The sequence below is a fragment of the Acidimicrobiales bacterium genome (assembly GCA_041394185.1).
In the GTDB taxonomy this organism is placed as follows: domain Bacteria; phylum Actinomycetota; class Acidimicrobiia; order Acidimicrobiales; family Poriferisodalaceae; genus JAAETH01.
Map to the genome: position 1 here is coordinate 316,522 of JAWKIQ010000003.1, position 15,050 is coordinate 331,571.

The window sequence follows — 15,050 nt, forward strand, 5'->3', positions numbered from 1 at the left end:
TTCCAGGCGCTACAACCGCCGCCAGGGCTCGACGAGCGACAGCTGCGGAGCACATCCAGCGCCGCAACTCGTCCTGCACCCTCGTCGCGGGTTGCGGAACTTCCTTGTTACCAGGCGGCGATTCGGGGAGTGGTTCAGCTCGTTGGCCATGCGACGGGTCTCGGCAGAGAGGACGCAGCTGCACTGTGGCGGGCGATGATCCGGTGGCATGTACTTTCAGTCAGGCGACTGGGACCTTGGCAAGCCCCAGCACAGCGAGATTCTCGTGTACAAGGGACAGATGTTTGACGGTCCCTCGTCTCCGTAGTGTGCGCAGGTCGTCGTTGGTGCGACCAGGCTTCCAGGCCCCCAGATTCTCGCCACGCCTCGGCGATGATCGAAATGCTGCCGTGAAGACGATCGCCGCGATCCACGACTTCGAAGGCTTCGGAACTCGGACGATCGATCCCTACGACACCCTCGATCGCGTGTCCGAATTCGCCCGCGTTGCTAGCCGCCCTGACGAGAAAGGCCCCCATTAATCGGCGCAACATGTTGGGCGCTGCGGCGCTGACAGGTCGATCCTGAGTCGCCCGGCGAGCGTCGCCAACTCGTCTCCGTGAAAACGAGCCTGCAGGAAGGCGACGAGCTCCTCCTGCCTCGGCTGGCCGAACGCGAGTCTGTAGTTGGCCAGCGAAGCCTTCAGCCGGGGAAGCGCGGCCGCCTCGCGGCTAAACGGCAGCACAGGGATCAGGCGTTCGATCTTGGCATCGCCATCCGGAAACACCCAGTAGGGCATCATCTCATTGGCATCGTCCGGGCGCTCCCGTGCAGCCGCATCGAAGAGCTGTCCCCACCGATCACCTTGACCCAACATGTCGGGCCGAGGCCCGTTCGCCGCGAGGTTCTTGCGGACTGCGTGCCCCTTGTAGCGGTGGACTCGACCTTCCCTCTGTTCGAGATCGACCGGGTTGGACGGCAGGTTCCAGTGGACAACTGCATGACACCAGAGGTGAAAGTCGAGGCCCTCCTGACCTATCGACGTCGTTGCCATCACGAAGGGCCAGAAAGGAGAGTTAAACGCCGTCGCTACAGACTCGACGCGCTGTTGTCCACCATCCTCCAAACGCTGATTACCGAAGGCCGCCGCGAACCGGGTGCGCATTCGATGCTCGTCCAACCTCGCCCGACCGTTGGCACTCTGCGGAACGTCCACTGTGAACGATGCGGTGCGAACGTCGAGAGCGTCAACCATCTTCTCGGCTATCGCCTTCGCGGCTTCCGAGCGGTCGCTCGAAGAACGCAGCGACGGGTACCCGAGCCAGTCTTTGAGCACGTGCACGTGCTCGTCGAGCACCGCCTGCAGGTTCCCCAATGCGCAGTGGTCCATCACGGCCCGCCAATAGGGCTGTTGTCGCTCTCCGACCTCCGATCCATCCACGGCGTCAGCATTCGCCGACCCGACAACGAGAGCAGTCACATCGGGCGCGTTGAAGAAGCTGACGAACCCCCAGACCGACCGCGCCGCAGATGCCAAAGCAACCGGATCATCGACAGCGATCCCTGTCACGGACGCAATCGAACGAAGCGCCAGTACGGCCGGACCGCCGAGAGCCACCGTGGTCATCGTTTCGACGAGGTCCACGGGCGGTCGTCCGAGGTGCTCTGGACCCTCCAGAACGAGTTGCCACGCTTCGTCCATGTGGCGTCGAAGATTCGTTGGTGGCGTGTCTCCCGTCCAGTCGTCGTAGGCCTCGATTCGCCCGAACCAATCGTCCACCGCACGCGGATAGTTGTTTAGATCCAGCAGCAGAGGCGTCGCCCAGTACCACCGTTGATCGACCGGACCAGAAGTTGGAGCTGTCGCGGTGAGCGATTCCACCATCGGCCTTAGTTGCTCCCGTACCCGCGAGCGCACCTGGTCGAGCGAAGGAGTTGCATCACTAGGAGGAACAACATCGATCGCCGCCAATGTGGCGCTCGGCCATATAAACAGGAAGGTCGTCATAGCGGCTGGCTCACGGCCCGCCAGACGGAAGACCAGTCTGCGGCCGCCGCGCGTGGCGTAGTCCGCCGAGTACTCCTGCCGAGGTGACGGACCGAACGCAACACGCTCGGCGTGATGACTCACAACTGACGAAATTACCTTTGGGACGACGGTCCAACCCGAGAAGACAAGTCGCTTGGTGAACCTTCGAGCCTCGTCTGAGTCGTACACCGAGCCAGAGGACCAGTACGGCAGCGAAGGTGGCAGCCACAGGAGCTTGAACGCTGAATGCTCGTCCAAGTCGTCTAGTAGCCATCGCAGACGCCCGTTCTGCGGATCGATCGCGCTGTATCGCTCCACTTCGCGCCAGTCGAGAAGACCGGGCCCGGGTTCAAGCTGATGAGGGTCCTCGAGCAGCCCCGCACTAATGGCTTCTGCCACGACCTGTTTGACCTTGTAGTTCTCCATGAAGTTGATGAGATAGGGGCTCGACTTCCAGAACTCGATGGGTTCGGATTGGCGAACAGCTTCAGTCAGGTCACCCATCCTGATGTATGCCTCAAGATCAGCTGAAGCGATCGGAGCTTCGACTACCCGCTCGACCAACATCCCGTCGCGATCGGGCGTTGCTGCCAATCGCTCGGTCCTCGCCATAACGCGACGGAGTTCGGCTTCAATCTCAAGACAAGCGCTAGAGGCGAGATCGGCGCTGCCATGTTCGGTGAGCGCGAGGCGAAGGTCTCTGAAGCGTCGAGTTAGCCGCCCGACCCTTTCGTCGTCACCGATGAGAAACCCACAGGTCGACAGGAAGTCGGCGTGGTGGTCAGCATCGACGTCATCGGGCGTGGTGTACATGCGGTAAGGCGTGGCCGACAGCAGGAGTGTTCTGGTCTGACGACCAGAATCGGGATCCCTGAAGTCGAACAGGCTCCGAGCGAGTTCGGCAGACCAGTCGGTACGCGTCGGGTCGAGAACGTCCTTGAAACGCTGGAACTCGTCGAGAATGACCAAGTCGGGCTGCAGCATCTTGATGCCAACCGTCGCCATCGCTCGCCGAACCGAAGCCATGAAATCGGACCTCAGCGGGACGAGCTCCTTCGGAAACTGCCGCTGCCATCGCAGCCCATCAACGAGCTCGTCGAAGACTTCACGGAGGGGTGCGAGGCCCTCGCCGACGCGCGACCGGTCGATCTCCGCGAGGACCCCGGCCAGTTCGGCACCGCGACCACGGACGGCCTTCGAGTATCGCCGCTCGTAGCTCTTCAGGCGGTCGACCGGGCTGCCGGCGCTTACTCCGTGCCAGAAGACCCAGCGGCCCCGGTCGTTGAACGCACTCGGCCCCCAAAGCTCCCGCAGGAACGCGTACGCAACCGCGCGTTCCTTGAACTTGCCGGCGTGCTCGCCGAACGCCAGTGAAGTTCCCGGCGTGATAGCCAGCAGGTTTATCGCGGACACGCGGCCGTGGCCATCCTCCAGTGAGGCAGCCGGAAGCATCGTCAGGCGGTCGACCGACTCGATGGGTTTGACCCCGTAAGGCACCAGTTTGCGCATGTTCTGGCGGGCAATCGCTCCGTTGGAACACACGTACACGATGTCGTGTCGACGGTCACCAGTTCGGCCCAGATGGTCTATGACCTGGGCGATCACGCCCTTGGCGACGTGTGTCTTTCCAAGCCCGACCTCGTCCGCCACCAGGAACTTCACGGCAGGATCCGCTTCGTCGAACATCCGGTCGAAAGCCCACTTGGCTGTGGCACGCTGGAAATCCTTGAGCGACGCCAAGACCGTCGGCGCGAACTGCTCGTTCCCCATGCTGGTCATTGGGAGACCACTCTCTGCCGAGCGATTTGAAGAGCTGACGACCACAGGGCATCAAACCCGGCCGGAAGGGCATCATCCGCCGCTAGCGCACGGACGAGTGGGTCCAAGGCCAGGAGTCGTGCCGGATCGCGGCGCATCGACCTCAAGATCTTCTCGAGCACTGGGAGTAGCTCCCGGGACCTGGCTTCGGGAGGACCGTCGTGGAGTTGCTCGATTGCGTCAAGGAACGAGGATTGAAGTGGGTCGTCCTCCAGCATCGCCAGGAGGTATCGGAAGAATCGTTCGGCGCTTCCGATCAACACCCGAAGCAGTGCAGCGTTGCGTTCTTCTGGCACCCCAGCTATCTGCACCGGCACTACGCAAGACGAAACCTGACCGGATTCCTCGTCAACGACTTCCCAAGCGAGGAACCCGCTGATCGCCTCCAATGTGGTTGCGAACGACTCGTCAAGCGGCTTGCCATCCTCGACCGTCCTCCTGTTCCCCGGCGTGGTCAGGGGCCAACAGCTAGCTACCACGCCCTCGCGCAGTGCAACCGCATCACTCGACGAGTATGAAACGGTCCAACCGCCGTTCGACTGAACGGCAGCCGCAACGACGTCCAACCGCGCTAGCGAGCGGCGGACCTGATCTGCCCGCGACCCAGCGACCTCGGGATCGTTCGCCGGTTCTTCGATATTTCTCCGGTACGGCAAGAACAGCGACCGCATCCCCGGCTCGTCAATGCCTGATCCCAGCAGAACGTCGATGCCAAGCGAAGAACGAGATCCCTGAAGCTCCGCCAGAACCTCGACGTTGCTGCCAAACGCCGCGCCTGTGGCATTCGCGGACCCGCAATAGACGGCGGCTCGTTCTCCCAACTCGAACGCGAAAAGCTTCGCGTGCAGCCCTTCAAGGGGACGTCCGGGGTCAGCTGGGGCAAGCGCATCGCCCTTCGCCAGGTCGATCTCGCCCCCATCGTCGAAGACCAGGACCTCCTCGACTCGATCGAATGAGTGTGGGTCGAGCCCGTCGAGCGATTCGGGCCGGCTGACCAGCGTCCCAAGCTGCGGCGTCTTGAGCTGTTGGAAGAAGTCGTCGGAGACGAAGGGCGAGATCACTAGCGAGCGGTCAGGCGTCTCGGGAAACGGATGAGACCTTGGCTCAAACCCGAACACGTGGAACGTCAACGAATCGACGCCATCGGGAAGGGCGAAGAGCGCGCTGCGAAGATCTGACCCGAGCGACCCCACCCGCTCGGCGTGGCGTGAATCGAGGGAGCCTTGCGAGCAAGCCGCTAGAGAGTCGAACATGTCCGCCAACTCGACGACGGGCACCCCAGGTCCGTTCAGCGACTGGTCGAGCCGCAGAATCGTGTCCCAGCTCGTGTCGAAGGTGAGATTCCGGCTTCCAGAAAGGACGCGCAAGCACGTCTCGCTCGGGTCCTCTTCCGATCGGTAGCGCAGAACCCACACCTTTGGGTGGACGACTCCATGACGGGGGGCGGTGACTGGGACGACGGAGGACTCGAGGAACGCGAACACGCGCCGCGACGGAGGCAGGGAAATCTCGCCCACCTGACTGAAGATCGTGATGTTCTCGGCATGCGACCTAACTGCATGCAGTAGCTCGATCGGCTCGACGCCCGTAGTGTCGCCCGTAGCATCTGGCGACGGCGGGGCTAGGGCAAACGCTGCCGGGGCGGCGAGCAGAGCCCGAAGGTCGAGCGTGAATGTCACCGCCATCGCCTCGTCAAAGACCATCCCAGCGGGCGGCCGCATCGCGTCGATGAGAGTGAGCCTGCGCGTCGGGGCCAGCACTAAAGGCCCTCCACTGCGCCAAGGTCCTCTAGGTATCCCACGCAGGTGGGCCACCTGAACGTCAGCATCCCGCCGAATGGCTCGCCGTTCCAGGTCTCGATGGCCGACCGAGGACCCAATCGAGCGCGCTTGCCTTTCAGCTTGATCTCGCGGTCGCGTATGGCACTCCTGACGGCGGTGTCGCCGGCCAGGCCCTCCGGGTCAGCGATGGCTGCGTCGATCATCGAGTCGACAAACACCCTGGTGGAACGGGGGACAGCCTCCTCACCACCGATTGCTTTGTAGAAGCTGTCGCGATCGGCCGCCCAAACCTCGACCGACTCCGAATCCGAACTCATGAGGCCGACCCACTCATCGAGCGCTGCAGCGAGTCGATCCCTCAGATCCCGTGTATCCCAGCCGAGCTCTTGGCTCGCTCGCTCGGCCACAAGCAGGTTGTAGAGAAGCTGGGGCCCAAGGGTTGTCTCGGCAACGCACTTGGCGTGTCGAACCATCTCGGCTACTCGGGGCGGCAGCTTCGACGCTTCAACTTGCCACGGGTATTCGGCAAGCGCGGCCTCGCTGGCGAACGTTGTCGCCACTGCCAGCAACGAGTCTGGGTGGTGGTGCCGAATCTGGTCACCTATGAACCGGGCCTCGTCCGCCGTGAGCTCGAACGAAATGTCGGCGTCGAGAAAGTCGTCCGGTGGGTCGGGTACTGGTGCCCACAAGCCAAACGACGTCTCAATGGCTGCACCGTCGTCGTCGCGCTCGGGTCCACGAAGGGTCAGCGCAGAGAACGCCCGCCCAAACTCGTTGAGCGACATCTTCACCCGGCAGATGCCCCAGCTGCGCAGTCCACCCCAGTACGCCTCGCTGGGCATTCGGCTCAGGTTGTGCCGCACGGTGTAGCCCTGGATTCCGTGGTTTGGACCGAGATGGTGAAGGCAATCGATCAGCCTTACCTCGTGGTCCCGAAGCCTGGCCGCGAAGCGTGCCGGCGTTGTGCGTTCTTCCGCGAGTCGCTGGAAGATCCAGGGCAGGAAGACGAAATACCGCAGCCGGGTCTGAATCGTGGACACCCCTGGTGCCAAGATCTGTGAGAGAGCATCACGCACAGGCCCTAGACCTATCGGGTCCAATGTGCCGGGCTCGTCGAGTGCCCTCAATAGCGTCCCGACGCGTTCCGACGCAGCCGCATCAAAGTCGAGCCAGCCAAGCGACGACTGCGGGCGATAGTCAGCGACTGTCATGCGGTCAGCTCCGTCGAATGTTTGTCCGTCGGCAGTTTGCACCACTCAACTAGCGAACACAGGGTCGAGATCAATGTCATGTCGTCGATCGAGCGGCCGCGGCTGTCGAGCAGCGTTTCGGAGCACACTAGATACGCCAGACAGCGAGCCCGTGAAATCGCGACGTTAAGCCGGTTCCGCGAGAAGAGAAAACCGTATCCCCGGGGCATGTCTTCACTGGACGACGACGCCATGCTGAAGAACACGACCGCGGCCTCGCGGCCTTGAAAGCGATCTACCGTGCCTGCCTCGACATCGCGGGTCGCTGAGTTCGCCCTCAGGCGGTTCTGAATGCACCGAACCTGGTCGTTGTATGGCGCAACCACCATGAAGTCTCCCGCACCAAGCGGGCGAGTCACATTCTTGGAGTCGACCCAGTCGGTGCCGATCAACGCGGCGATCTGCTCGGCGATCAGCTCTGCCTCAAGCTCGCTCTCAGTCGAACACCCCTCGTGGTCAGCCCGAAGCCAGCGAAGGCCCGTGCCAAGCGCGGTCTTTTGGCGGGCGCACTCAGAGTTGCTCGACAGGCGCCCCTCATAGATCTGGTGGGAGATGAATTCGCAGACACTGGGATGCATCCGCCGGGTCTCAGCGAGGAACACGCCCCTGTCCGGCGGGATTGTTACGTTGTCTCCGAGGACGTGTTCGAGAACGCTTGAGCCGCTGCTCGCCGGATGCGAGGCCTGTGAAACCTGCGGCAGCTGGAGTGGATCTCCCAAGAGAACGAGATTCTTCGCAGAACGGCAAGCAGCCAGTGCATCAGCAAGAGACAACTGGCCCGCCTCATCGATGATGAGCACGTCGACGGGGTTCTCAGCCATGTCGGCGTTGGCGAACAGCCATGTCGTGCCCGCCACAAGGTTGTAGCCATCTTTCGCAGCTGCGGGGTTGGTGCCGGCATACGAAACACCGGGCAGCCCACCGCTGCGGGGCTCCTCGCCACGTCGCACGGCCTTGAGACCGACATCGTCCTCCTGGCTGAACACGTCGACGATCTCGGCGAGCAGGTTGTCGATGGCGCTGTGGCTAAACGCCGTGATGCCGACCCGCTGTCCGGCCTGTATCAGCGAATGCACCATGCGCGCACCGCGCCAGGTCTTCCCGGTTCCAGGGGGACCCTGAACAGCCACGAAGCTCTGATCGAGATGGCGCACCCAGTCCACCATCTCTTCAACCGAGTCGGGAACCACCTTGCCCGTCAAACCGCACTCCGCCACGAAACGGGGCTTGTCTCGGCGCAATAACGCCATCGCCACTTCACTTGGCTCGCCATGAGTCTCAGGGTCGAGCACAGCGGACGCGAGCTCGTTCAGGGCGTCGGGCTTTGGATTCGGCCTGACCCAGTTAAAGAAGGCCATCCGAGTTGGAACGGGCAACGGGTCATCGGGGTCGTCTTTCCACAGCAGCTCTACTAACCGTTGGCCGCGGTCGAACGAGTGCACACTTTTGAACTTGTAGCCCTCGTTGGAAACAAGGAGGACCCGGGGTTCGGGCGGCCGGTCTGGATACGGGGCGTCCAGCTCTTGAGGTGGCCAGGTGAACTGAAGTGCTGGCGTGAGCGGCCTGTCGTTCTTTCCAAACCGAGGCTGCAGGCCGAGGCACTCGAGATCGACCAACACCGACGGGTGTTCGAGCGCCGCTTGTGAGTCTCCGGCGAGAGCAACCAGCTTTGGGGCAAGATTGGCCAGGTACTCACGCTGCCAATACCCGAGGACATGGCCCAGCAGTCTCTCGGGCGAGTCCTCGTCGAAGCCCAGCAGGCGGCTGACCATCTCGTCGAGCTCGGGAATGTCGCTATCGGGGGTCAGGTATGCGTCGCGCCATTCGATGTCGGTCGCTCGTTGCACGACAAGCCAGTCGCGCAACGCCATCGTTGCCCGAACGTCGTCTTCGTTGTACGAAGCGATCGCCTCGAGGCGCGCTGGGTCACCATCGATGGTGAAGGCGTCGTACTCGACTACGGCTCCGGCACCACGGTCGATCTCGTGGCCACGCTCGTACCCGGCGAGACGCTCCATGTGCTTCAACCCGTAAGACTCGACACCCACCTGGTACGAGTTCGTTACAACCGGCAGCAAGTCGACGAAACACCCGGTGTCGATCAGCTTGCGAAGCTCAAGCATCCTGACCCCGTACTTCATGGTCAGCGCCTCGAGCGTCGACCGTTCGGTGTGGTTGTAGTGGTACACGTGCATGCCCGGGTAGGCCTCACGACGGCCACCGATCAAGTCGATGAGCTTCGCTACCGCCTCGGATTCCTCGGCCTCGTCGTGGGCCCAGATCTCCTCGAAGGTCCAGGTGCCAGATCGCCGCACCAGGTATCCGAACAGGAAGATCAGACCGGTCGCCGGCTTCCAGAACGGGTGGCCCTCGAAATCGAGGAAGATGTCGCCCTCGTCCGGTAGTGGCAGCAGCTCCTGACCGCGACCCCACAGGGGGTCCTCGCTCGCGGCGATCGGCCGGAAGGGCGGCACTTCAGCATCCGACGTTCGTGCCTCGACCTGGAGTGAAGCCTGATCGACCAGGCGTTCGAGACGAACCGCCGGGATGGACTCGACGGTTGGACCTGCGGCGAGCTCCGCCATGGTTGCTATGCCAGACGTCTCTAGCTCGGCTCGATCGGCTGAGCCCAGGCGAGAGACGTAGACCAGTGAGTCTTTGGCTCGCCACTCAGCGTCGCACACGCCCTGGTACTCGCAGAAGTCGCAGTGGTAGCAAGGGACAGGTGTGGTCTCGTCTTCCTGCTCCGAGTCCATGACCCGCCGAAGCTGGTGCCGCAATCGCCGCCAGTAGGCGCCTACATCGTCGGCGCGAACCGACTCTGTCTGGCCCGAGCCAAGCCACACGTGGAGGTTCTCCGGGCGCAGACCCGTTGCAGCCTCAATGGCCTCGGCGTAGAAGCAGAGCTGCAGTATGTGCCCGGGCTTCGCTTCACTTCGGGCGAGCTTGGCGTCGACCGGCTCATACGTGAAGCCGTCTTCGTAGTCGACCCGTACAAGGAAGTCTGCGACTCCCCGGATTCCGTCGTGAACGAACGGCATCTGGTAGATGACGTCGTGGCCTTCGGCGAGAACATCGCACACATGATCAACCCAGGCAGCGAACGTCTCTCGCTCTCGGCGGTCAGGGACCTCGAATACGGTCCTGGTCTGCCGGTAGTGCTGTAGGCATTCGTTCTCGTGCGCCAGGCCCTTATCGACCAGCATTTGCGCCATCGAACCGAACCCACCCGCCTCGAAGTCCAGTTGTCCGGCCTCGTCGAGTCGCGACAGCGTCAGGTAATGGGCGCAGTCGAGCCACGCTGTGATCTTCGTTGGAGTTAGAAGTCGCTGCTTCGCCACCGTCACCTCCTCGGGCGATCGTAGTCAGCTAGCCCATATGCCCTCGACGTGACAACCTTGGGGGGCTGGCTTCGCGTGTGTCACGGCCATCGGTCATGTAGAGCGCAGCGCACTTGGTTCGGAGGGAACAGGGATGACAAGCAGCGGGACTGGCGAAGTCCTCTTCCTCGTCAAGTCATCTCGAGTGCGCGAGTACCACCAGCAGAACCTGGCGATCCTGGCCGCCCCCGACGGGGCAAACTTCGAGATCTCCTATAACCGACGATGGATCCAGCCTGGTCTGGCTGTGGCAGTCGGAGACGGCGCTTGCATTGTGTTCGCCGACTCGCCATATCGAGACTTCGAGCCGATCCGCTGGGCTGTCGTCGAGCGGGTTGACGAATCGGCCGAGAAGATCACCCTGGGCATCCGGGTCGGGTCCTTCACCCTCGGCACAGAACGACTCACCGAACAATGGAGAGCCGACGCCGACGCCGACTACGACGCCGGCCGCAAGGAAACAGACAAGACCCGGCCCTACTTCCTCTTCTCCGAACCAAACCCTGGCCTCCGCAACCCAAACGGTTGGGACGAGGCATCGGCCGCCTGGCGTGACGTGCGTAGCCGCCTCGACCGGAACGGCTTTTTCGACGGCTCGCGCTTCGCTCGACTCTCCAGGGTTGAAACAGTCGAAGGTCTTCCGATCGAACCAGGAGGGACCGTTCAGGTAGGCACTCGGTTGTTCGCCCACCTCGACATCGCCGCCGCAGCAAAGCCAGAGGCCATTGTCATCGAATCCACACCGAGTGGATGGGCGCAGCTTGATGGAGAGATCACCATCAACGACGACTCTGCGAGAGTTCCTTTGCAGGTGCTCGCATCAGGCAACGGAACCCTTCGTCTGAACCTCATGCCCGAGCCGATGCGCTCGTGCCGACCGGCCATCACCCTCAACGCAATCTCCGATGTCGCTACGTCAACCGCTTCGTCGCCTTCCTCCGTCGACGCCGCAAGTGTTCACCGTTTGGTAACAGCCCTCGAACGAACTTCGGCACTTGCAGATGATGCATGGATCGACATCCTGCAACAGCACCTCATCCCTATGGGCGGAGAGGATGATCGCCTACTACTCAACCTTGCGGAACGGTGTTACAACGCCGGCAGGCTCGAAGAGACGATCGCATCAGTCGCGAAGATGAGCCAGGCGACTCCGAGGTCCGAGCTTCTGCACCTTGCCGCGTCAGCACGCCTTGGAAGCTCGACGATCGACGGTTCAGCATTCGGGCGAGTACCGCTCGAGGACCACGCTTCGCTGAGCCTGCTCATCAGCGCGTTGGCAGCTTCGCCGAGCGCCGTCGTGCACGAACTCGCACCCGAATTGTGGTCGAACCACCTCGGCCTGGAACGCGTCGCCGATCTAATCGACGCTGTATGGGGTCGAATCGACGACGCGTCAATCGCTGCGCATGCTGCCGAGCTACGTGGGTACAGCGACATGGCGGCAGCGCGGCGGCTCATCACGACCCGGTGGCCGGACCCCGAAACGATCGAGAACGCACCACTGCGCACCCTCATCGAAGACCTCGGGCTGACCGACGAGACGGCTCCCTACCTCCACAGGTGGATCCGGGTACTGGCAAGCCGACACGACTGGACCTCTCTCGCGGACCAGGCACCGCGAGTTCGCGACCTTGCCCCAGCGGTTCAACCTTCGCTGCTGTCTGCCATTGCGACCGACCTGTTGACCTCCGGCGACACCGATGCCGAGGGCGTCGGCTTCTCGCTGATCTGCGAAGCGCTGGATGTGGCAGCTCGATCTGGACAGCCCGACATCGCGTTGGACCTCGCCGATTCGATACGGGGAGCGTGCCTCGGGCACGAGGAGAGGTCGCGAACTGTCGCAACCCTGCTGGATCAGATCGAGCGGGTGTTCGAAGACTCCGACGCGCTGTCGGACTGGCGGGCGATGCAGCGCGACCGGAGTATCTCGACCATAGGAAAGACATTTGTGAACCGCACCCTTCGTTTGGTGGGCGACATCGAACGTCCGTGGGAGGACTCCCTCTGCTCGAGATTGGGCCTAAAGCGCGTAGTGCGGCACGAATCCGAGAAGAGCAAGTCGGCCAACACCGATTGGCTGAACGCCATCGACCCCGAAGACGACATCGTTCTGATCGTCTACGGGAGGATCGGGCACGCTCTATCCACACCGCTGATCACTCACTGCCGGATAACAGGTGTCCAGCACGGCTATGCCGAGTTGGGAGAACGAGGCGTCATAGCCGCCCTCGCGACGCTGGCTCAGCGAGCCTGACCCGACATGGAACTCCGCTGGAGCTCGCTGCACGAGCGCTGGATCACCGACAAGAAGGGGTATCGGTAGTCATGGGAACCTCTGAAGCATACGAGTGCTCCAGTTGCGGCTATCAGTCCGGGATGCTGCTGGTTGGTGTCGGGATGATGGCCTCCGAGGCGGTGCCCGTCTCGTGTCGTGGCTGCAAGAGCATCTTCACCGTCGATAGGCGCTACGAGGACTTCGAGCCGTTGGGCGACGTCGAGATCAGCGAGCCGGGCGATCCTTGTCCCGACTGCGGGGGCGAGTTGGTTGATCTCCGACACCCAGACTCCGGTGCAACCGAGGCGACGGCGTGGGACTGCCCAGCGTGTGGCGCGCACTCGGTTCACCTCGATCCACACGGCTACTCGGTTCTTTGGGATTAGGCATGGGTTGGAGCGGGATTGAGGCCATTCGAATGTTGCCGGGCGAGACGAGGCATAACGCGGTCGAGCGGGCGTATGACGATGGCTGGACGTTGACCACTGGGGATGACGGCACGCCGGTAATGATCCCGAACGGAGGCGACGAGCGGGACACGACCTACGTATCGCGGAACGATCGCCAATGGATGCTCGACGCCCTGGGGATCATGCAGAAGATGCAACCCGGTTGGACGCTCGTGAGCGAACACCAAGAACCAGGCCGACGATGGCCTTGGGCGCAATCTTTCAGTCACCCGACCGCGTCAATGTTCTTCGAGGTCGACACCCAGGCCGCCACCTTCAAATGGGTTCAGGGCACCGATGACGACGACATCACATGGCGATTCTGGTGGAGGGTACTGAAGCGCTTCGCCGCCTACCCGTGCGCCATCTTCCACCCAGACGAGTACGAACTCATCGCCACCTCCCTATCGGCCACGCAGGCCTCCGATCGCTACCGCTGGTTTTGAGAAGAGCGCCGCGAAGCCGCTACGACCGTACGAGGCGATGCGAGCGACGCCTGACCCTTTGACAGCGACTAGGTCGTGGTAGTCATTTCGGTATGGCCGGCCACCTGTTCGTCACCCGTGGCGATCTTCTCGCCCTGACATGCGACGCCATCCTGGTTCCCTGCGGAGGCGGGCCAACCCACTCTCCCGGCTACCTGGTTCGCCCGTGGAACCGCATGAACCTGCCCCTGCGCGACGGACACCTGGTAGATCCGCCCGACGGCGACCGACGTGTGGTCTTAGTTCGCGATGGATCCGACACCGAACCGGCGGTCTGGGCCGGGCACACAGGGGAAGGCCGAAAGCCGCCGTGGTGGTATGCCGAGGCGGCGAGGCTGTACCTCCGCCAGTCGGCCGAACACCACTCTCGCCTGACAACCAGACCAATCGGCGACCACCGTCCGCTCGTTGCCATGCCGTTCGTTGGGGCAGGTGCAGGCGGCATGTCACATCGCAAAGGCGAGGTCGTCAAGGCGATCGTCCATGCGTTACTCGATGAACTGCAAAGCGTCGATGCTGACATCGTTCTGGTACTTGCCGACGACGCCTCCTATTCGGCCGCCCAGGAGGCGCGACGGCGCTACATGCCGGACTGGCCCGAACTCGACGAACTACAGATGCGACGGGCAGACGAACTCGCCTCGAAGGCCCGCGCAGGGAGGCTGGTGCTGTTCCTCGGTGCCGGGGTCAGCATGGGCGCTGGGCTGCCTTCGTGGAGGCAGATGCTTCTCGATCTCGGCAGCCTCGCCGGTTTGACCGAGGCTGAAATCAGCGAACTCGACACCCTCGACCCTCGGGACGCAGGCGCGGTTCTCAGTGGACGAATCGGCGAGAAGAGGCTGCGCTGGGCGATTGAAGAGAGTGTGGGCTCCGAACATCTGTCGCTGATGCACCAGATTCTGGCGTCGCTTCCCGTCGCCGAGGCGATGACTACTAACTACGACACCATGTTCGAGCGCGCATGGCGCGACACAGGCCGCAAGCCCTCGGTACTGCCGCAGGATGGAACAGCGACAGGGGAGCACTGGCTGTTGAAGCTCCACGGATCGCTCGACGATCACAAGCGGCCACTGGTCTTGTCCCGAAGCGACTACCTGCGCTTCGAGGACTCGAGCCAGGCACTGGCGGGACTGGTCCACGCCATGTTGCTGACCCGTCACCTTCTCTTCGTCGGATACTCGCTGTCGGACGACAATTTCCACCGGATCGTGCACCAAGTGCAGGCGACACTCTCCGAATCACGGGCCGCCGGTGATGACACGACACCCTTCGGAACCGTCCTGACCAGCGAAAGGCCCCGACTAGTCCATGAGGTGTGGCATGGCGACATCCAGTTCTTATCGACTGTCGGCGGCGCCTCATCCACCCCCGTCAGGCGTCTGGCGATCTTGCTCGACTACTTGGCCGCGGCAACCTCCGCCCGAGCCGAGCACCTGATGGACCCAACGTTCGACGCGGTCTTCACAGCTGACGAACGAGCGCTTCGAGACAAGCTCGACGAGGTGATGGCGGCTTCGCGCGCCAACGGCGTTCGGCTCGGGATACGAGAAGCCGTCGATGAAGCACTCTCTCGCTTCCGTGGATCGCCCGGCCCCTGATACCGC

Annotated in this window: 8 protein-coding genes; 4 read left to right on the top strand and 4 right to left on the bottom strand. The window is 62.7% G+C overall.

Features of this window, described 5'->3' with window-relative positions; genetic code table 11:
- Positions 1–517: 517 nt before the first annotated feature.
- The 4 genes from R2770_14930 to R2770_14945 all read right to left on the bottom strand — a co-directional run bounded on the left by R2770_14930 (position 518) and on the right by R2770_14945 (position 10,072).
- Positions 518–3,787, bottom strand: coding sequence for a helicase-related protein (locus R2770_14930; protein MEZ5281753.1), 3,270 nt, complete (start codon positions 3,785–3,787; stop codon positions 518–520).
- A complete protein-coding gene (locus R2770_14935; protein MEZ5281754.1) occupies positions 3,784–5,505 on the bottom strand; it encodes a phospholipase D family protein in 1,722 nt (573 codons plus the stop codon). The genes R2770_14930 and R2770_14935 overlap by 4 nt, the downstream gene beginning before the upstream one ends.
- Before the next feature lie 80 nt (positions 5,506–5,585).
- Entirely contained in the window at positions 5,586–6,818 is a 1,233-nt protein-coding gene (locus R2770_14940) for a DUF6361 family protein (GenBank protein ID MEZ5281755.1), read from the bottom strand.
- Positions 6,815–10,072, bottom strand: coding sequence for a TM0106 family RecB-like putative nuclease (locus R2770_14945; GenBank protein ID MEZ5281756.1), 3,258 nt, complete (start codon positions 10,070–10,072; stop codon positions 6,815–6,817). The genes R2770_14940 and R2770_14945 overlap by 4 nt, the downstream gene beginning before the upstream one ends.
- Before the next feature lie 259 nt (positions 10,073–10,331).
- Here R2770_14945 and R2770_14950 point away from each other — a divergent pair, with 259 nt between their 5' ends.
- From R2770_14950 to R2770_14965, 4 genes are all read left to right on the top strand, one after another.
- Positions 10,332–12,491 carry a hypothetical protein gene (locus tag R2770_14950; GenBank protein MEZ5281757.1) on the top strand — a complete coding sequence of 720 codons (2,160 nt, stop codon included), beginning with the start codon at positions 10,332–10,334 and terminating at the stop codon, positions 12,489–12,491.
- Positions 12,492–12,562: 71 nt separating this feature from the next.
- Positions 12,563–12,898, top strand: coding sequence for a hypothetical protein (locus R2770_14955; GenBank protein ID MEZ5281758.1), 336 nt, complete (start codon positions 12,563–12,565; stop codon positions 12,896–12,898).
- A gap of 2 nt (positions 12,899–12,900) precedes the next feature.
- Positions 12,901–13,407, top strand: coding sequence for a hypothetical protein (locus R2770_14960; protein MEZ5281759.1), 507 nt, complete (start codon positions 12,901–12,903; stop codon positions 13,405–13,407).
- A gap of 92 nt (positions 13,408–13,499) precedes the next feature.
- The gene (locus tag R2770_14965; protein ID MEZ5281760.1) at positions 13,500–15,044 is read left to right on the top strand and encodes an SIR2 family protein; all 1,545 of its coding nucleotides are present in this window, start codon (positions 13,500–13,502) and stop codon (positions 15,042–15,044) included.
- The last annotated feature ends 6 nt before the right edge of the window (positions 15,045–15,050 follow it).

Bases quoted from the DNA above. Each gene is read 5' to 3' on its own strand.
- R2770_14930 (MEZ5281753.1), bottom strand. From the start codon at position 3,787: ATGACCAGCATGGGGAACGAGCAGTTCGCGCCGACGGTCTTGGCGTCG.
- R2770_14940 (MEZ5281755.1), bottom strand. From the start codon at position 6,818: ATGACAGTCGCTGACTATCGCCCGCAGTCGTCGCTTGGCTGGCTCGAC.
- R2770_14945 (MEZ5281756.1), bottom strand. From the start codon at position 10,072: ATGGCGCAAATGCTGGTCGATAAGGGCCTGGCGCACGAGAACGAATGC.
- R2770_14950 (MEZ5281757.1), top strand. From the start codon at position 10,332: ATGACAAGCAGCGGGACTGGCGAAGTCCTCTTCCTCGTCAAGTCATCT.
- R2770_14955 (MEZ5281758.1), top strand. From the start codon at position 12,563: ATGGGAACCTCTGAAGCATACGAGTGCTCCAGTTGCGGCTATCAGTCC.
- R2770_14960 (MEZ5281759.1), top strand. From the start codon at position 12,901: ATGGGTTGGAGCGGGATTGAGGCCATTCGAATGTTGCCGGGCGAGACG.
- R2770_14965 (MEZ5281760.1), top strand. From the start codon at position 13,500: ATGGCCGGCCACCTGTTCGTCACCCGTGGCGATCTTCTCGCCCTGACA.